The sequence below is a fragment of the Streptomyces sp. NPDC060209 genome, assembly GCF_042728155.1.
GTDB lineage: Bacteria > Actinomycetota > Actinomycetes > Streptomycetales > Streptomycetaceae > Streptomyces.
On sequence record NZ_JBHWZS010000171.1, the window covers coordinates 1 to 17,972 of the forward strand.

The 17,972-nt window shown below is 70.1% G+C and carries 16 protein-coding genes; 3 read left to right on the plus strand and 13 right to left on the minus strand.

Going from position 1 to position 17,972, the window contains the following annotated elements:
* Positions 1-48: 48 nt before the first annotated feature.
* The 4 genes from ACFWFI_RS27360 to ACFWFI_RS27375 all read right to left on the minus strand — a co-directional run bounded on the left by ACFWFI_RS27360 (position 49) and on the right by ACFWFI_RS27375 (position 6,705).
* Complete coding sequence (locus ACFWFI_RS27360) at positions 49-1,467, minus strand: sugar porter family MFS transporter (RefSeq protein WP_387395022.1); 1,419 nt, start codon at positions 1,465-1,467, stop codon at positions 49-51.
* 253 nt (positions 1,468-1,720) lie between these two features.
* Positions 1,721-5,464, minus strand: coding sequence for an AAA family ATPase (locus tag ACFWFI_RS27365; protein ID WP_387395024.1), 3,744 nt, complete (start codon positions 5,462-5,464; stop codon positions 1,721-1,723).
* 308 nt (positions 5,465-5,772) lie between these two features.
* Positions 5,773-5,985, minus strand: coding sequence for a hypothetical protein (locus ACFWFI_RS27370; protein ID WP_033304037.1), 213 nt, complete (start codon positions 5,983-5,985; stop codon positions 5,773-5,775).
* A 438-nt stretch (positions 5,986-6,423) separates the two neighbouring features.
* The gene (locus tag ACFWFI_RS27375) at positions 6,424-6,705 is read right to left on the minus strand and encodes an acylphosphatase (RefSeq protein ID WP_147959695.1); all 282 of its coding nucleotides are present in this window, start codon (positions 6,703-6,705) and stop codon (positions 6,424-6,426) included.
* Between the two features lie 155 nt (positions 6,706-6,860).
* Here ACFWFI_RS27375 and ACFWFI_RS27380 point away from each other — a divergent pair, with 155 nt between their 5' ends.
* Complete coding sequence (locus ACFWFI_RS27380) at positions 6,861-7,802, plus strand: CAP domain-containing protein (protein ID WP_387395026.1); 942 nt, start codon at positions 6,861-6,863, stop codon at positions 7,800-7,802.
* Between the two features lie 133 nt (positions 7,803-7,935).
* The gene (locus ACFWFI_RS27385; protein ID WP_387395028.1) at positions 7,936-8,340 is read left to right on the plus strand and encodes a winged helix-turn-helix transcriptional regulator; all 405 of its coding nucleotides are present in this window, start codon (positions 7,936-7,938) and stop codon (positions 8,338-8,340) included.
* Between the two features lie 9 nt (positions 8,341-8,349).
* Here ACFWFI_RS27385 and mutM read toward each other — a convergent pair whose 3' ends face one another.
* The 9 genes from mutM to ACFWFI_RS27430 all read right to left on the minus strand — a co-directional run bounded on the left by mutM (position 8,350) and on the right by ACFWFI_RS27430 (position 17,468).
* The gene (gene mutM / locus ACFWFI_RS27390; protein WP_387395030.1) at positions 8,350-9,207 is read right to left on the minus strand and encodes a bifunctional DNA-formamidopyrimidine glycosylase/DNA-(apurinic or apyrimidinic site) lyase; all 858 of its coding nucleotides are present in this window, start codon (positions 9,205-9,207) and stop codon (positions 8,350-8,352) included.
* A gap of 139 nt (positions 9,208-9,346) precedes the next feature.
* Complete coding sequence (gene rnc / locus ACFWFI_RS27395; protein ID WP_387395032.1) at positions 9,347-10,171, minus strand: ribonuclease III; 825 nt, start codon at positions 10,169-10,171, stop codon at positions 9,347-9,349.
* 19 nt (positions 10,172-10,190) lie between these two features.
* Positions 10,191-10,364, minus strand: coding sequence for a 50S ribosomal protein L32 (gene rpmF / locus ACFWFI_RS27400; protein WP_003965982.1), 174 nt, complete (start codon positions 10,362-10,364; stop codon positions 10,191-10,193).
* 2 nt (positions 10,365-10,366) lie between these two features.
* On the minus strand, positions 10,367-11,032 hold the full coding sequence (locus tag ACFWFI_RS27405) for a YceD family protein (protein WP_147959683.1): 666 nt from the start codon (positions 11,030-11,032) through the stop codon (positions 10,367-10,369).
* 138 nt (positions 11,033-11,170) lie between these two features.
* Entirely contained in the window at positions 11,171-12,292 is a 1,122-nt protein-coding gene (locus tag ACFWFI_RS27410; RefSeq protein WP_387395034.1) for an ATP synthase F0 subunit B, read from the minus strand.
* A gap of 97 nt (positions 12,293-12,389) precedes the next feature.
* Entirely contained in the window at positions 12,390-12,869 is a 480-nt protein-coding gene (gene coaD, locus ACFWFI_RS27415; protein ID WP_387395041.1) for a pantetheine-phosphate adenylyltransferase, read from the minus strand.
* 26 nt (positions 12,870-12,895) lie between these two features.
* Positions 12,896-13,480: a 16S rRNA (guanine(966)-N(2))-methyltransferase RsmD gene (rsmD, locus tag ACFWFI_RS27420; protein WP_387395036.1), complete on the minus strand. Its 585-nt coding sequence runs from the start codon at positions 13,478-13,480 to the stop codon at positions 12,896-12,898.
* Positions 13,481-13,568: 88 nt separating this feature from the next.
* Positions 13,569-15,794 (minus strand): ATP-dependent DNA helicase RecG, encoded by a 2,226-nt coding sequence (gene recG / locus ACFWFI_RS27425; RefSeq protein ID WP_387395038.1) that lies wholly within the window; start codon positions 15,792-15,794, stop codon positions 13,569-13,571.
* Between the two features lie 51 nt (positions 15,795-15,845).
* Positions 15,846-17,468, minus strand: a complete 1,623-nt coding sequence (locus ACFWFI_RS27430) for a DAK2 domain-containing protein (RefSeq protein ID WP_387395040.1) — start codon at positions 17,466-17,468, stop codon at positions 15,846-15,848.
* A gap of 267 nt (positions 17,469-17,735) precedes the next feature.
* Here ACFWFI_RS27430 and rpmB point away from each other — a divergent pair, with 267 nt between their 5' ends.
* Positions 17,736-17,921 (plus strand): 50S ribosomal protein L28, encoded by a 186-nt coding sequence (gene rpmB, locus ACFWFI_RS27435; RefSeq protein WP_003965989.1) that lies wholly within the window; start codon positions 17,736-17,738, stop codon positions 17,919-17,921.
* Positions 17,922-17,972: the final 51 nt, after the last annotated feature.

Consider the following 17,972-nt stretch of genomic DNA (forward strand, 5'->3'; position numbering starts at 1 on the left):
GGCATGGGCCGGACCGGGGCAGCGGGTCGAGGAGAGGGGCAGCGGGGATTAGCCCATCTCCTCCAGCGCCTTGCCCTTGGTCTCCTTCACGTACTTGAGCACGAAGGGGATCGAGAGCACGGCGAAGCAGGTGTAGATGATGTAGGTGCCCGACAGGTTCCAGTCGGCCAGGCTCGGGAAGCTCGCGGTGATCGCCCAGTTGGCGATCCACTGCGCGGACGCGGCGACACCGAGAGCGGCCGCTCGGATGCGGTTCGGGAACATCTCTCCGAGGAAGACCCAGACCACGACACCCCACGAGAGTGCGAAGAAGAGCACGAAGACGTGGGCCGCGACGAGGGCGACGGTTCCCTGCGTGGTCGGCAGCTTGCCGTCGACCAGATCTGCGGAGAAGGCCCAGGCCTCGAACGCCAGGGCGACGGCCATACCGATGGATCCGACGAGCGCGAGCGGCCTGCGGCCCACCCGGTCCACCAGGATCATGGCGATCACGGTGCCGATGATGTTGATGATCGACGTGGTGAACGAGTAGAAGAACGAGTCGGTCGGGTCGATGCCGACGGACTGCCACAGCGTCGCCGAGTAGTAGAACGCGACGTTGATGCCGACGAGCTGCTGAAAGACCGACAGACCGATACCGACCCAGACGATCGGCAGGAAGCCGAAGCGGCTCCCGAGCAGGTCGCTGAACTTCGACTTGTGCTCGCGGCGCATGGCCGTCTCGATCTCGCTCACACGTGCGTCGAGGTCGATGTGCTTGCCCTCGACCTCTTCGAGGATCTTCCGGGCGCGGTCCTTCTTGCCGACGGAGATCAGGAAGCGCGGCGACTCGGGGATCGCGAAGGACAGCAGCCCGTAGAGAATCGCCGGGACGACCATCACTCCGAGCATCCACTGCCAGGCCTCGAAGCCGGCGATCTCGCCTCGCTGGTCGCCATCGGCGATCTGCAGGATTCCGTAGTTGACCAGCTGCGAGATGGCGATGCCGATGACGATGGCGGCCTGCTGGAAGGAGCCGAGGCGGCCACGGTAGGCGGGAGGCGAGACCTCGGCGATGTAGGCCGGGCCGATGACCGAGGCCATGCCGATCGCGAAGCCGCCGATGATCCGCCACATGGCGAGGTCCCAGAGGGCGAACGGCAGCGCCGATCCGACGGCGCTGATGGTGAACAGCACCGAGGCGATCTGCATACAGCGGATACGGCCGATCCGGTCGGCGATACGTCCCGCCGTGGCCGCGCCGATGGCACAGCCGATCAGAGCGATGGCGATGACCTGCGCCAGCGTCCCTGACCCGATGTCATAGCGGTCACGGATGGCCTCGACGGCGCCGTTGATCACGGAGCTGTCATAGCCGAAGAGGAAGCCGCCCATCGCTGCGGCTGCCGTGATGAAGATGACATGGCCGAGATGGTCCGGGTGGGCCGCTCGGGCTCCGGACTCCGGTCCGTTCGCTGTGCTGGTCACATGAACTCCTGGTACCTGGCCGCAACGTCAGGTGTGGGGGGTGAGCCCTCCCAGTGGCGCACAACTTCTAGCCGACCACCACTTGAAGGTAAAAACAACATTGCTGAGGTTATGCGTTCAAGTTTCGAAGTCAAGACTTGGGTTCCGGCTAAGTGGTCCCACACAAGTACCCAGGAACGCCCAAAAGGTGCGTTGAAGTGTTGAAGATTAGGTAAAGAGGGTGTGACCACCCATCAGCCGGTGCACGCAGTCCTCAGCGGAGCCGCTGGCTGATCACCTTGGAGACTCCGTCGCCCTGCATAGATACGCCGTACAGCACGTCGGCGACCTCCATCGTCCGCTTCTGGTGCGTGATGACGATGAGCTGGGAGCTCTCCTGAAGCTCCTCCATGATCCGGATCAGGCGCTGCAGATTGGTGTCGTCGAGCGCCGCCTCGACCTCGTCCATGACGTAGAAGGGACTCGGCCGGGCCTTGAAGATGGAGACCAGCAGGGCAACGGCTGTAAGGGATCGCTCGCCGCCGGACAGCAGCGACAGCCGCTTGACCTTCTTGCCGGGCGGCCTCGCCTCGACATCGAGACCGGTCGTCAGCATGTTGTCCGGGTCGGTGAGGATGAGACGGCCTTCGCCACCCGGGAAGAGCCGGGAGAACACCCCCTCGAACTCACGGGCCGTGTCCCGGAACGCCTCCGTGAACACCTGCTCGACCCGCTCGTCGACCTCCTTGATCACCTGCATCAGATCGGCCCGGGTCTTCTTCAGGTCTTCGAGCTGCTCGGAGAGGAACTTGTGCCGTTCCTCCAGCGCCGAGAACTCCTCCAGGGCGAGAGGATTCACCTTCCCGAGTTGCTGATACGCCCGTTCGGCCGCCTTCAGCCGCTTCTCCTGCTCGGCCCTGACGAACGGCTTCGGCTGGTTGCGCGGGTGCTCCGGATCCGCCGGAAGCTCCTCGCCCTCCGCCGCGGGGGACGGCGGCACAAGCTGTTCCGGGCCGTACTCGGCGGCCAGGCCGGCCGGCTCGACGCCGAACTCCTCCAGCGCCTTCGCCTCCACCTGCTCTATGCGCAGCCGCTTCTCGGCCCCGAGGACCTCGCCGCGGTGCACCGAGTCGGTGAGCCGGTCGAGCTCGCCCTTGAGGTCGCGGCCGCGGCCGCGTTCGGCCGCGAGACCCCGCTCACGCTCGGCCTTCGCCGCCTCGGCCCTGGTCCGTTCCTCCTCCGCCCGTACGACCGAGACCTCGACATGGGCGAGAAGCTGACGGGCGCCCGACGCCACGGCGGTGGCCACGGCGGCCTCGTGGCGCAGCCGGGCGCGGCGCTGCTCGGCGCGGGTGCGCGCCTCGCGCTCGGCCCGGGCCCCGCGATCGAGGGCGTCGGCCCGCCCGGCGAGCGCCTTCACCCGTTCCTCATGGGTACGGGCCTGGAGGCGGGCCTCCATCTCGGTCTGGCGGGCGTTGGCGCCGTCGGCGGCGAGCCGGTCCCGTACGGAGGTGTCGGGCTCCTCCTCGACCGGGGTCTCCTCGGCGACCAGCAGCCGTTCCGCCAGCTCCTCGGCCTCCTCGGTGGCCCGCTCGAGTGCCTCCTGGGCCCGGGCGGCCGAAGCGGTCATCCGCTCGGCCTCCCCGGCGGCGCCTCGCGCCTGCCCGGCCAGGCGCCCCAGCTGCTGCGCCACCCCGGACTTCTCCCGCTCGGCGGCCCGGCGCCGCTCCCCCAGTTCCTCCACCTGGGCCGCGCCCTCACCCCGCCGCGCGGCCGCGGCGCGCTGGTCCGAGGCGAGTTCCTCGCAGCGCACGGCGAGCTCGGCCAGCTCGGCGGCTGCCTCGTCGACGGAGGCCTGCACCTCCAGGAGGCTCGGCGCCCCGGCTGATCCGCCGTGTGCGAAGTGGGCGCCCAGCACATCGCCCTCGGCGGTGACGGCGGTCAGCCCGGGGTGGGCGGCGACCAGTTCCTCCGCGTCCTCCAGGGTGCCGACGACGACCATGTCGCGCACCAGCCGCCGTACGGCCGCCATCAGCTCGACGGGTCCTTGCAGCAGGCCTGCGACGGCGGGCGCGGGACATTCCCCGGTGGCGACGGCCCGCACGACCGCCGACGGCTCCGGCCGGCCCGCCGACGCCGCGACACCTTGCTCCGGTCCGGAGGCGGTGGGGCCGTGCTCGGTCCGGGAAGCCCCGGAGACGTGTTCCGACCCGGACGCCTGCCCGGGTACCTGGCCGGCCGAGCCACCGGCGGGCCCAGGCAGCTGCTCCGTACCCTGCGCGGGTACCTGTCCGGCCCCCGCTCCACCCAGGAGAAGCGCCGCGCGTCCCGCGTCCTGCTTGCGCAGCAGGCGGATCGCGTCCGCCGCCGTGGCCGGATCCGTGACCGCGACGGCGTCGGCGGCCGCGCCCAGTGCGGCGGCCACCGGGACCTCGTACCCCGGGGCCACCGTGAGCAGTTCCGCGACAGGCCCGAGCAGCCCGGAGAGCCGGTCCCCCGCGCCGAGCAGCACCCCGGTGCCATCCTTGCGACGCAATCCCAGCGACAGTGCCTCGTGCCGGGCGGAGACCGCCGCGCGGCTGCGTTCCGCCGCGGTGACCGCCTCGCGCGCCGTGCTCAGGGCGGTCTCCGCCCCGGCGAGCTCCCGTTTGGCGGCCTCGTGCTGTTCCGCCAGCTCCGCGTCGCCCGCGTCCAGGCCCTCGACCTCGGCCTTGAGCTGTTCGTACTCCTCCTGGGCCGCTGCCGCCCGCTCCTGTGCCTCGTCCCGTGACGCGGCCAGCCGGTCGATCTCGGCCTGCGCCGAACCCGCCCGGCTGCGGGCGGCGTTGACCTGACCGTTGAGCCGGGCGAGCCCTTCGCGCCGGTCGGCGATGGCTCGGGCCGCGTCCCGGAGCCTGCGCTCCTCGGAGGCCAACTCACGCTCCAGTTCGGCCCGGTGCGCGGTGGTGTCCTCCAGGGCGTGCTCCGCCGCTTCGAGTGCCGCCTCCAGCTCCGCTTCCTGCTCGCGGATCCGGGCGGCCTCGCGCTCCATGTCCTCCGGGTCCCGCCCCCGCCGCTCCTCCTCGGGCGCCGCGGTGGCGCTCTTCACCCGGGCGTCGGCGAGCGAGATCGTGCCCCGCACTCGTTCGGCCAGCTGCGAGAGTTCGTACCAGGTCTGCTGGGCCCGCTGCAGCCGCGGCGCCAGCCGGCGCACCTCGTCCTCCAGGTCCGCCTCGCGGGCGAGCGCCGCCTTGAGTTCTGCCTCCGCCGATTCCCTGCGCTGTTTGAGGGCGGCCTCGTCGGCGATCTCGCCGCGCAGCGCCTCCCGCAGCCGCACCAGGTCGTCGGCGAGGAGCCTCAGCCGGGCGTCCCGCAGGTCGGCCTGGATGACGGCGGCCCGGCGGGCCACGGCCGCCTGCCGGCCCAGCGGTTTGAGCTGGCGGCGCAGTTCGTCGGTGAGGTCCTGGACGCGGGCGAGGTTCGCGCCCATCGCCTCCAGCTTCCGCAGCGCCTTCTCCTTGCGCTTACGGTGCTTGAGCACGCCCGCCGCCTCTTCGATGAAGGCGCGGCGCCCCGTCGGGTCGGCGTGCAGGACCGAGTCCAGCCGGCCCTGGCCGACGATGACGTGCATCTCTCGGCCGATACCGGAGTCCGAGAGGAGTTCCTGGATGTCGAGCAGCCGGCAGGTGTCGCCATTGATCTGGTATTCGCTGCCGCCGTTGCGGAACATGATCCGGGTGATCGTCACTTCGGCGTACTCGATGGGCAGTGCTCCATCGGAATTGTCGATGGTCAGCGACACTTCCGCACGGCCCAGGGGCGGTCTTCCCGTGGTGCCGGCGAAGATCACGTCTTCCATCTTGCCGCCGCGCAGGGATTTGGCTCCCTGCTCACCCATGACCCAGGAGAGCGCGTCCACCACATTGGATTTACCCGAACCGTTCGGGCCGACGACACAGGTGATCCCTGGTTCGAACCGGAGGGTCGTGGCGGAGGCGAACGATTTGAAACCACGGAGGGTCAGGGCCTTGAGGTGCACGCCGCCGGACTCTACCTTTCACTCTCGGTTTCGCTGATGAAGGTGCAGGGCACATCAGACGGTAAGCGAAGAGCGATAGGGCGGGGACGGTCCAGGGGGAAAGAAAGAAGGGACGCCGGAGCGTCCCTTGTAAATCGTGCACGGTGCTGCTGTGCAGTCATCCGAGCACAGCCTTGCGTAACGGATCGCGAACGGGCCGGATCACGAGCAATCCTCGGTGTTCCAGGACGACGATCCGTGACGAAGACTTCGTTGGTTGATCCCGAGCGGCTGGCTGTGGCCCGACCGGCCCCGGCAGGGCCTGGGGGTCAGGTCAGCGCGGGCTCCGCCTGGGGTACGTCGATGTCGATGCTGTCGAGCAGCGACTCCTGGTGCTGAGCGGCGGCGTTGAGCGCGTCGTTCTCGTCCTGGATCCGTACGAGCTCGGATTCCAGGTCCTGGACACGCTTCTGAAGCCGTCGCATCTCGGCGAGGAGTCGCGGATCGGAACCGCCGACGTAACCGAGAAGCGCCTTTGCCATGATGGATGGTCCTCCACACTGAGTGACCGACCTATGCGGTGTGGGTCGTGAGGGAATCGCACCCGCGGTGCTCGGCAGCGTTCTGTATTCACTGCTGTTCTTGCTGTCACCAGCTCTGCCGAACAGCTAAGGTGCGCGGGGTTTTCAGCGTCTCACCAAAAAGTTTGACGGTCAACACGATCACACGCCAGGGGGCCGGGTGTCCCGGGGGCGCGCGCCCTGACGATCATTCGGCGCGGCTCTCCTGCGGGTTCCCGAGGGACGTGGAGATCTTCGTCAATGCCGCAGCCTGGCACGACGCGCGCTTCTTGGCAACCATGTCCAGGAGCCGGCTTCTTCCGCAGGTCATTTCGGGTGCGAGCCCCTCGCCGCACCTCCCGGTGACGGCGCGCCGCCCCTTGTGCACGCAGCGGATCCGGCCCCCTTTCCCGCCCGGAATCAGCGGATCGCGAATCCCTCATATCCGCCGCGAGGGGTGTCCCAGATCTCAGTGACGCCGTCCACGCGGCCGGGTGTGTCGTCGGAGCCGAGCCAGTCGAGCAGACGGTGGCAATTCTCACGCGGCCCTTCCGCCACCACCTGCACCCGGCCGTCGTCGAGATTGAGGGCGAAGCCGGTGAGCTTTCCGATCTCCAAAGCATTTGCCCTGGTGAACCAGCGGAACCCTACTTGCTGTACTCGGCCGCGTACCCATACGACGAGTCGTGCATCTTCGTTCATGCCCGAACGCTAACCGGCCAATTACTCGCGGAGCACGTCGCCCCAATCCGCCATGGCGTAAGGTCCCCTCGCAATAGCCTCACCCGAACGGGTGATTTTGATCTTGAATACGGTGACGTCGGAACGACGCCCGGAGCACGAGGAAGGCACAGCGCATGGGACGGCATCGACGCGCAGGCGCGGCCCCCGCCGCTGAGCAGCACGCGGCGGACGCGGAGGACGGGCACCGGAGCGCACGCCGGAAGAAGCGGGCGGGCATACCCGTACGCGCCGGGCTCCTCGGCGTGTCCGCGGCCGTGGCCGTCGGAGCCGTCGCTGTCGCCTCCGGCCTGCTGCCGGGCGGCGACAGCTACAGCGTCAGCGGCGGGGCCGCCGACCAGGTCCACGCGGGCGGTGCTCCCGACCTGCTGACACAGGGCGAGTCGTCCGCCGAGCCGACCGGCCGCACGTCGGCCTCCGCATCGGCCGAGGCCAACCGGGGCGCCGGCCGTTCCGCCGCACCCTCGAAGTCCCCCTCGGCAACCCCGAGCGCGAAGCCGAGCACGAAGCCTTCGGCAACCGCCTCGAAGCCGGCGACGAAGACGCCGACACGGACGAAGGCACCGGCCGCGGAGCCGAAGAAGAGCACGTCGTCCAGCCCGGCGGCCAAGGCCCCTGCCGCTCCGAAGTCCTCGTCGGCCACCCCGAGCCGCAAGGCCACCGCCTCGGCGAGCCCGTCCGCCACCTCCGCTCAGGCCGCCGTGCTCGCCCTGGTCAACCAGGAGCGCGCGAAGGTCGGCTGCAGCCCGGTCACCACCAGCGCCTCACTGACCGCGCTCGCCCAGGACTTCAGCGAGGACATGGCCGCCCGTGACTTCTTCGGTCACACCGACCCCGACGGGGCGACCCCTTGGGACCGCGCCGCCGCAGCCGGCGTGCAGGATCTGGGCGGCGAGAACATCGCCCGGGGCCAGGCCGACGCGCAGGCCGTGATGGACGCCTGGATGAACAGCGACGGCCACCGCGCAAACATTCTCAACTGCGATTACAAGACGCTCGGCGTAGGCGTTCACCTCGGCTCCGGCGGCCCCTGGTGGACGCAGGACTTCGGCTTCTGATCCTTTCCGCACCACCCGCACGCGCCCACCCCGAGCTGTCCCGGGGTGGGCGCGTTCGGTTGCGGCACGGGAGCGCTGTGCGCTTGGCGGCGCTCACCAGGAGTGAGCGCTGCACAGGCGTAAGCTGGTGGTCATGGCTCAGACAGCTACGGAATCCGTGCCCGAGGACGGCGAATCGCCGTTCGACGTCTTCTCACGGCAGTGCCCCTCCCGCGGAACCCTGGAACACGTCACGGGCCGCTGGGGCAGCCTGACCCTCGGCGCGCTGTACGAGAGCGGCGCCCGCTTCAACGAGCTGCGCCGCCGGGTCGACGGCGTCAGCGAGAAGATGCTCTCCCAGACACTGCACGCGCTCGAGCGCGACGGCCTGGTGCACCGGGAGGCCCGGCTCACCAATCCGCCGCGCGTCGACTACGACCTGACAGCGCTCGGCCGCCAGGTCGCGGGGCGGCTGATGGACCTCATCCAGCTCGTCGAGGGACGGATGCCCGAGGTCGTCGAGGCCCGGAACCGGTACGACGCTGCACACGAAGCCTGAGGCGGAACGTCAGGAGACCCGCGGCGGACGCTGGCAGCGCGGGCAGAAGTAGCTGGAGCGGTTCATCCACGGCCGTCGGCGCATCGGCGTTCCGCAGCGGTGGCAGGGCTCGTCCTCGCGTCCGTACGCGTCGAGCGACCGGTCGAAGTATCCGGACTCCCCGTTCACATTGACGTACAGGCTGTCGAAGCTGGTGCCGCCCTGGTCGAGGGCCTCCCGCATCACGTCCCGGACATGGCCGAGCAGCTCCGCCGTCCTCGGACGGGTCAGGGTCGCGGTCGGCCGCTCGTAGTGCAGCCGACTGCGCCAGAGCGCCTCGTCGGCGTAGATGTTGCCGACGCCGCTGATCAGGGACTGGTCGAGCAGGGCGCGCTTGACTGTCGTACGGCGCAGGCGCAGCGCCACGTGGAAGGCGGTGTCGTCGAAGGCCGGGTCGAGGGGGTCACGCGCGATGTGCGCGATGACGTCGGGCAGGCCGTCGGGGGTGTTGTCGTGCAGCGACAGGCCGCCGAAAGTGCGCTGGTCGACGAAGCGCAGCTCGGTACCGAGCGCGTCGTCGAAGCGGACCCGGACCCGCAGGTGCTTCTCGTCGGGGGCGTCCTCGGGCTGTACGAGCAGCTGACCGCTCATGCCGAGGTGACCCAGGAGCGAGGACTGCACCTCGTCGAGAGGGACCCAGAGGTACTTGCCGCGGCGCATCGCCGTGCCGAAGCGCAGGCCACGGAGCCGGGCCGCGAAGTCCGCGCCGCCCGCGAGGTGCCGGCGGACCGCACGCGGATGCAGGACCTCGACGTCCTCGACGGTACGTCCGGCGGTCCAGCGCTCCAGACCCCGGCGCACGACTTCGACCTCGGGCAGTTCGGGCACGGCGGGCGCTCCTTCGGGACGTGGCGGGACAGCGGGGGCGGGACAGCGGGGGACGGGACAGCGGGACGGGACAGGACTTCGGTGACGGGACAGCGAAAACCCCCCGGTGCGCCGAGGCACCGAGGGGTTTCCGGATAAATCAGGCCGGAGCTGCGTCCGAGTGCGGCGACGGGCCGGCAGGGGTGTCGGCGACCCCTCCGTCGGCTGCGGCCTTGGCCGCAGCCTCCCGTGCTTCCGCGGCGGCGCTGATCTCGCGCCAGGCGGACTCTGCCGCCTGCTGCTCCGCTTCCTTCTTGCTACGGCCGGTGCCGGTGCCGTACGAGACACCACCGACGCGAGCAGCAGCAGTAAAGGTCTTCTCGTGATCGGGGCCGGTCTCCGTGACGAGGTACTCGGGGACTCCGAGGCTCTCGCTGGCGGTGAGCTCCTGGAGACTGGTCTTCCAGTCCAGGCCGGCTCCGAGGTTGGAGGACCTGTCGATCAGCGGGTCGAAGAGCCGGTGGACCAGCTCCGAGGCCGCGCTGAGGCCCTGATCGAGATAGACGGCGCCGATCACCGCTTCAAGGGTGTCGGCGAGGATGGAAGCCTTGTCCCGGCCACCCGTACCCTCTTCACCGCGGCCGAGCCGGATGAAGGAGCCGAGTTCGAGGCCGCGGCCCACTTCCGCAAGTGCACGCGAGTTGACCACCGCGGCCCGCAACTTGGCCAGCTGGCCTTCGGGCAGGTCGGGGTGGGTGCGGTACAGCGTGTCCGTGACCACCAGGCCGAGCACCGAATCCCCGAGGAATTCGAGCCGCTCGTTGGTGGGCAGACCGCCGTTCTCGTATGCGTACGAGCGGTGGGTCAGCGCACGCACCAGAAGGGCGGACTCGAGGTGATACCCGAGCCGCCCTTCCAGAAGCGTGTGGGACGAGGCTGTGTTGATGTTGTCTGTCTGCTTCTTGGAGCTGGACAACTCAGACATCGGGCCTCTCACCAGCCGCTCAGACCTCGAGGACCTGGCGCTTGTTGTAGGTGCCGCAGCTCGGGCACGCAATGTGCTGGAGCTTCGGCTCCTGGCAACGCTCGCACGAAACCAGGGTGGGGACCGCAGCCTTCCACTGCGACCGGCGGTGGCGCGTGTTGCTGCGCGACATCTTCCGCTTCGGAACAGCCACGGCTACTTCTCCTGCTTCTCGTCGACGCCAGGTTCGGCGCCGCCCATGTTGTCCTTCTCGCCGTCCTGAACGGTCTCGGCGAGTCCTTGCAGTGCCGCCCAACGTATGTCGGCGACGTCGTGGTGGTGGTCCGGATTCTCGTCCAGCCTGATTCCGCATTCGGAACACAGACCGGCACAGGTCTCCTTGCACACCGGCTGCAGCGGCAGTGCGAGCACCACCGCGTCACGCAGCACAGGCTCGAGGTCGAACGAGTCGTCCTCGAGAAAGAACCTGTCCTCGTCGTCCTCGGCGTCGTCGACCGGGTCCGCGGTCCTGCTGCGGTTCCGGTCATCGGCGTCAGGGTACGAGAACATCTCCTGGAAGTCCGCTTCGACCTCGAGGGTCAGCGGCTCCAGACACCTTACGCACTCCCCCTCGGCCGTCGCACGGGCGGTGCCTGTGACGAGCACCCCTTCCATGACCGATTCGAGGCGGAGGTCCAGCGCCAGGGGCGCGTTCTCCGGCACACCGATGACCCCGTCGATACCGAGGTCCTTCGGCGCTTCCGCCGTGCGGGTCAGCCGCTTCTGGGTACCCGGACGCCGGCCCAGCTCGCGCGTATCGAACACGAGAGGGCTGCGGTGGTCGAGGTGGCCGTTCAGGGCTTTTCCTGCTTTCGAAATCATGTGCGTGGTGCGGCTTCGGGAGGGCCGCCCCTTGTCCTGACGGAAAGAGGGCAGCCGGGATCGCGGACATACACGCGACCGAAGACTCAGGATACTGGACGTACCGCCCAGCTCCCAATCCGGTAGGGCCCGCTCCGGTCAGCGGCCCTGTTCGTACCGGCGCAGCTGTTCCAGGTCGATCATGCTGGTGTCGAAGAGGCTGGTCTCGTCGAGCGCGCTCTCGCCCTGCTGGACAGGGACCTGGCCCTGCTGCGGCCAGCCGTACTCCTGCTGCTGGCCCTGCTGCTGGTTCGGGTCGTACGCATGCTGCTGGTAGGCGGCGTACGGATCGGGCTGCTGCTGGTAGCCGTAGCCGTCCTGGAGCGGCTGCTGGTCCTGGTAGCCGTAGGTCTGCGCGTACTGCGGCTCGGCCTGGACCGGGAAGCCGGGCTGCGCGGGGTCCTGGTACTCGGCCACCGGCGCGTAGTCCGGCTGCGCGGGCTCCGCGTATGAGTGCTGCTGGGGGCTCTGCCGGGGCTCCGGGGTGGCGAGCGCGGCCAGGCCCGCCCAGTGGTCCTCGTCGCTGGTGTGCTGCGAGCCGCCCGCGGCGTCCTGGGCGGCCATGTGCGCGCCGAGGTCGTCGGTGGCGACCCGTCCGTGCAGCTTCTGGCGGCCCCGGCCGACGGCCTCCAGGGTCTTGGCGAGCACGGCCTCGAAGGCACCGAGCTTGGTGTCCACGTAGTCGTCGGCGCGCCGGCGGAGCGTCTCCGGGTCCGCGCTGCGCTCCGGCGCCTCGGCGAAGTCGGGGTCCTCGTAGCCCTGCTCGTCGACGCCCTCGCCGCGGCCGAGGAGCTTCTCGCGGCCCCGGTCGACGGATCCGATGGTCTTGGTCAGGACGACCTCGAAGTTGGCGAGCTTGCTGTCGACGTACTCGTCGGCCTCGCCGCGGACCTCGTCGGCCTCCCTGCGGGCCTCGGACAGGATCCTGTCCGCCTCGGCCTGGGACTGCTGGGCGATCTCGGTCCCGGAGATCAGCGAGCCGCGCTCCGCGCGGGCGGACTCGATGATCCGCTCGGCCTCCTGCCGGGCCTGCTCGGCGAGCTGCTCACGGCCGCCGATGAGCTCCTCGGCGTGGGCGAGCGAGCCGGGCAGGGCCTCGCGCACCTCCTCGAGCATCGCGAGCAGTTCGGCCCGGTTGACCACGCAGGACGCCGACATGGGCATGGAGCGGGCGTTCCCGACCGTTTCGACGATCTCGTCGAGCTTCTTCTGCACGTCCACCGTGTGCTCGCCACTCTCTGCTGCTGTTGGAGACGGACGGGACGACTGTAAGGCCAGTCGCCTCCCGTCCGACACCTGGTGACGGACGGTCAGCTCATCACTTCTCGCCGAGACGCTTCACGAGGGCCTCGTGGACCGTCGGAGGAAGCAGGTGCGCCACATCGCCGCCCCAGGTGGCGACCTCCTTGACCAGGGAGGACGACAGGAAGCTGTAGGTCGGGTTCGTCGGCACGAAGAGTGTCTCGACCCCCGAGAGGCCGTTGTTCATCTGGGCCATCTGCAGCTCGTAGTCGAAGTCGCTGACGGCCCGCAGGCCCTTCACGATCGCCGGGATGTCGCGCTGCTTGCAGAAGTCGACCAGCAGGCCGTGGAAGGCCTCGACCTCCACGTTGCCGAAGTCCGCGGTCACCTCGCGGATCAGGTCGATCCGCTCGTCGACGGTGAACAAGCCCTTCTTGGACTGGTTGATCATCACGGCGACGTGCACGACGTCGTAAAGCTTCGAGGCTCGTCCGATGATGTCGAGATGTCCGTTGGTGATGGGGTCGAACGACCCCGGACAGACGGCGCGGCGCAACGTGATTCCCTCGCTCTCCGGTGCGGTCATCGTGCGTCTTCGCACGTAGAGGCGGCGCGACCGTACCAAAACGTGGCCTCGCCGTAGCGACGCGCACGCTGTGGCTCGAATCCGTCGGGCCAGGTGAATTCCCCGCCTCTGGTGCTCCGTTCCACCGTGACGAGAGCATCGCCCGTGAGCCACCCCTGAGCACGGAGTGTGAGGAGGATCTCCCGAAGATCGTCGTCGGTGACGGCGTACGGCGGATCGAGGAAAACCACGTCGTACGGGTCGGAGGGTGCCGGTCCCGTCACGATCTGTTCTGCTTTGCCCGCACGGAATTCGGCGCCGGGCAGACCGAGGGTGCGGATGTTGTCGCGGACGGTGCGCGCGGCCTTGGCGTCTGCCTCCACGAGCAGGGCGTGGGCCGCTCCGCGCGAGAGCGCCTCCAGGCCCACCGCGCCTGAACCCGCGTAGAGATCGGCGACACGGATGCCGTCGAGCGTGCCCAGGAGCGCTTCCCAGGTGGAGAACAGTGCCTCGCGCGCACGGTCGGAGGTGGGGCGGGTGCCGGTGCCGGGCGGGACGGCCAGGCGGCGTCCGCCGGCCGTGCCGGCGATCACGCGGGTCATGGGTTCTGTTCCTCGGGTCGCGGGTGGCACACAGGACGGAACGTGCGCCGTGCTCCCCACGATATGGCGTCGCCGCTGATCCGCCCGGTCACCCCTTGTCGAGGTATTCCTCACGGTCCTTGTCGAGCAGGGCGTCCAGCGCGGTGCGCAGCTCGGGGAGCCGCTCGAGCCCGGGATCGTCGGCGACGACACGGACGGCCTCCTCGCGGGCCGCCGCGATGACCTCTTCGTCGTCGATGACGCTGAGCACCCGCAGGGAGGAGCGGACACCGGACTGGGCCTGGCCGAGGACATCGCCCTCGCGCCGCTGTTCGAGGTCGATGCGGGAGAGCTCGAAGCCGTCGAGGGTGGCGGCGACCGCGGAGAGCCTGGCCCGGGCGGGGCTCGCCTCGTGGGCCTCACTGACCAGCAGACAGAGGCCGGGGGCGCTGCCGCGCCCGACCCGGCCTCTGAGCTGGTGCAGCTGGGACACTCCGAAGCGGTCCGCGTCCATGATCACCATCGCGGTGGCGTTGGGGACGTTCACCCCGACCTCGATGACGGTGGTGGCGACGAGGACGTCGGCCTGGCCGGCGGCGAACCGGCGCATGACGTCGTCCTTGTCGTCGGGCGGCATCCTGCCGTGCAGGACCTCGACGCGCAGACCGGCGAGCGGGCCCTTGGCGAGCTGTCCGGCGATGTCCAGCACGGCGAGCGGAGGCCGTTTCTCGGCGTCGTCCTCGGGGGCGGCCTGCTTCTTCCCCGCCTTCCCCTTCTTCTCCGCGGCCTCGTCGGCGTCGTCGCCGATGCGGGGGCACACGACGTAGGCCTGGTGGCCGTTCTCCACTTCCTCGCGGACGCGTTCCCAGGCACGGCTGAGGAAGTGGGGCTTGTCCTTGGCGGGGACGACATGGCTGGCGATCGGCGAGCGGCCGGCGGGGAGCTGGTCGAGTACGGAGGTCTCCAGATCACCGAAGACGGTCATCGCGACGGTCCGGGGAATGGGCGTGGCCGTCATGACGAGCAGGTGGGGCGGCTGCTTCCCCTTGGAACGCAGCGCGTCGCGCTGTTCCACGCCGAAGCGGTGCTGTTCGTCGACGACGACCAGACCGAGGTCGTGGAACTGCACCTTGTCCTCGATCAGCGCGTGGGTGCCGATGACGATCCCGGCCTCGCCCGTGACGAGGTCGAGCAGCGCCTTCCGGCGGGCCGCCACACCCATGGAACCGGTGAGCAGGACGACCTTCGTGCCCAGGTCGGAGCCGCCGAGCATCCCGCCTTCGGCCAGCTCCCCCATCATCTCGGTGATAGACCGGTGGTGCTGCTGGGCCAGCACCTCGGTGGGCGCGAGCATCGCCGCCTGACCGCCCGCGTCGACGACCCGGAGCATGGCCCGCAGCGCGACCAGCGTCTTGCCGGACCCGACCTCCCCCTGGAGCAGCCGGTGCATGGGGTGTTCCGTCGCGAGGGCGTCGAAGATCTCCTCGGTGACCTTCTGCTGGCCCTCGGTGAGGGTGAACGGCAGTGTGGCGTCGAAGGCGTCGAGCAGCCCGTCGGGGACGGATCCGCGGGCCACTGCCGGGAGTTGGGTGTCGGCGTAACGGCGCCGGGCGAGCGCGACCTGGAGGACGAAGGCCTCGTCCCAGCGCAGGCGGTCCCGCGCGGCCGCGATGTCCGCCTTGGTCTGCGGGCGGTGGATCCTGAGCAGCGCCTCGGGCAGGGGGACGAATCCACGCCCTTCCCGCAGCGCCGGGGGCAGCGGGTCCACCGCCTCCTGCGCGCTGGGCAGCACGGTGTCGACGGCCTTGGCGATCCGCCAGGAGTCGAGCTGCTTGCAGGCCGGGTAGATCGGCAGCAACTGCCCCGCGAAGGCGTCGACGGCCTCGGTCACATCCGCGGCGTCCTCGTCCCGCGCGTCGAGGAGTTGGTAGGTGGGGTGGGCGAGCTGCATCTTCCTGTTGAAGACGGAGACCTTGCCCGCGAACATCGCCCGGCGGCCGGGGAGGAGCTCCTTGTGGGGCTTGTGGACGCCGTGTCCGAAGAAGACCAGCTGGAGCCTGCCGCTCCCGTCGGTGAGGGTGACCTCCAGCCGCTTGCCGCGGCCGTTGTTGAACATCATGATCCGCGCGTCGGCGACCTGTGCGACGACCGTCACGTGCTCGTCCAGCGGGAGCTCGGTGAGCGCCGTGAGACGACCGCGCTCCTCGTAGCGCCGCGGGTAGTGGTGCAGCAGATCACCGACCGTGTGCAGGTCGAGGTGTTCGGCCATCACCTTCGCGGTGGCTCCGCCGAGCAGCTTCTTGAGGGGTTCATCGAAAGCGGACACGCGGTCCATTGCACACCACACCACTGACAGATGTCGCCGGGCGCGGCGCCGCACGACGTGTCACTCGACGCCGATCAGGAGGGGTGCCGCCTGGTGGCCGCCCCGGTAGACGACCGTGTCGACGGCGAGGTAGCCCTCGCGGACGTGTTCGCTCAGCTCGTCCGCCAGCGCGTCGGGCACGTCCTCCCCCAGGATGAGGGTGACGAGTTCGCCGCCGGCCGACAGCATCCGGTCCAGGACCGTGCGGGCCGTGCCGGAGACGTCCTCACCGATGACAGCGACGTCCCCGTCGATCAGGCCGAGGATGTCGCCGGCCTGGCAGATGCCCGCCATGGTCCACGACTGCCTTTCGGCGACCGCCAGTTCGGCGTACCGGGTGGCCCCGGCCGCCGACGTCATCGCGACGACGTCCTCGTCGAAGCTGCGGCCGGGTTCGTGGACGGCGAGCGCGGCGATGCCCTGGACCGCGGCGCGGGTGGGGACCAGGGCGACGCGGATGCCTTCGGTCCTGGCCTGTTCGGCGGCGGCGGCGGCGGTGTGGCGCAGCTGGGCGTCGTTGGGCAGCAGGACCACCTCGCGGGCGTGGGCCCGGCGGATGGCGTCGACCAGTTCGCCGCTGGCGGGCGGCTCGCCGGGGCGTGCCAGCACGGTGGTCGCCCCGGCCTCGGTGCACAGCCCGGAGAGTCCGTCGCCGGGTACCACCACGACGACCGCGCGCTGGGCGGGTTCCCGGTGGGCCGAGCCCCGGTCGGCGGCGAAGTGGGTGATCCGGATCCGGTAGGGCCGGCCGGCCTCGACCCCGGCCTCGACGGCCGCCCCGGCGTCGTCGACATGGACGTGGACGTTCCAAAGGCCGTCGCCGCCGACCACGACGAGGGAGTCCCCCAGGCCGTCCAGCCGGCTCCGCAGCCGGGCGACCGCGTCGTCGGTCGCCTCCAGCAGATAGATGACCTCGAAGGCCGGGCCGCCGTCCGGGCCCGCGTCCGCGCAGTCGCCGGTCAGGGGCAGGACGTCGGGGGCGGGCCGGACGGCGCGCTCCTGCGCCCGGCCGCCGACAGCTTCCAGCAGCGCTCCGAGCACGGTGACCAGGCCCTGTCCTCCCGCGTCCACGACGCCGGCGCGGCCGAGGACGGCGAGCTGGCCCGGGGTGGCGGCCAGGGCGGCACGTGCCCCTTCGTACGCCGCCTCCACCACGTCCGTGAGGCCGGCGCCCGGGTCCGCGGCCCCCGCCGCCCCGGCGGCGGCGGTGGCGACGGTGAGCACCGTGCCCTCGACGGGATGGGCGACGGCCAGCCGTGCCGTGGCGGCGGCCTCCGCCAGCGCGGCCCGCAGGTGATGCGCGTCACCCGACTCGGACAGCACCGAGGCCATGCCGCGCAGCAGCTGGGCCAGGATGGTCCCGGAGTTGCCCCGGGCACCGATCAGCGCGCCGTGCGCCATGGCCCTCATGGCGTCCGCGGGATCGGGCACGGTGGAGCCGGTCTCATGGGCGGCGAAGACCGCTTCGACGGCCGCGGCCGCCGACTCGACGGTGAGGTACAGGTTGGTGCCGGTGTCCCCGTCGGCGACGGGGTAGACGTTGATGGCGTCGATGGCCGCCCGCTCCCGGCCGAGGGCCTCCAGGGCCAGTGAGCACCAGGTGCGCACCGCGACGGCGTCGAGATCGTCGGGGGACTGCGGCACCGTTGGTCCTCCTTGGGACGGCCGTGGGGGGGCTGGCCTGGCTGGCTGCACCGCAGGGTAGCCCTCGCGAGCGGGCCCGGCGGGCAGAGGTGCGAGGACGGAGTGACCGGGGAGCCGTGGTAGTTTCGTATCGCCGACGCAGCCGTTGTATGCTGCTTCGGTTGCCCGATGAGAGTCGGGCCATTCCTCCGGTACCGCCACTTCAGTAAAATGATTCCGGCGCGCCGGAATTCACTGTAAGTGCATCTGAAGTCTTTGGAGTGACCCGTGGCTGCCAACTGCGACGTTTGCGGCAAGGGGCCGAGCTTCGGCAACAGCATTTCGCACTCGCACCGCCGTACGTCCCGTCGCTGGAATCCCAACATCCAGCGCGTGCGTGCCGTGGTCGGGCGGACGCCGAAGCGGCTCAACGTCTGCACCTCGTGCATCAAGGCCGGCAAGGTCGCGCGCTGACGTCCCCGTCGTAGCGCAGCCTTCCGGTTGCCCAAAAAGCCGGTCCACCTC

Coding starts and splice junctions, on each gene's coding strand:
- ACFWFI_RS27370 (WP_033304037.1), bottom strand. CDS start 5,985: ATGGCAAAGGCGCTTCTCGGTTACGTCGGCGGTTCCGATCCGCGACTC.
- ACFWFI_RS27375 (WP_147959695.1), bottom strand. CDS start 6,705: ATGAACGAAGATGCACGACTCGTCGTATGGGTACGCGGCCGAGTACAG.
- ACFWFI_RS27380 (WP_387395026.1), top strand. CDS start 6,861: ATGGGACGGCATCGACGCGCAGGCGCGGCCCCCGCCGCTGAGCAGCAC.
- ACFWFI_RS27385 (WP_387395028.1), top strand. CDS start 7,936: ATGGCTCAGACAGCTACGGAATCCGTGCCCGAGGACGGCGAATCGCCG.
- rnc (WP_387395032.1), bottom strand. CDS start 10,171: ATGTCTGAGTTGTCCAGCTCCAAGAAGCAGACAGACAACATCAACACA.
- ACFWFI_RS27405 (WP_147959683.1), bottom strand. CDS start 11,032: ATGATTTCGAAAGCAGGAAAAGCCCTGAACGGCCACCTCGACCACCGC.
- rsmD (WP_387395036.1), bottom strand. CDS start 13,480: ATGACCCGCGTGATCGCCGGCACGGCCGGCGGACGCCGCCTGGCCGTC.
- recG (WP_387395038.1), bottom strand. CDS start 15,794: ATGGACCGCGTGTCCGCTTTCGATGAACCCCTCAAGAAGCTGCTCGGC.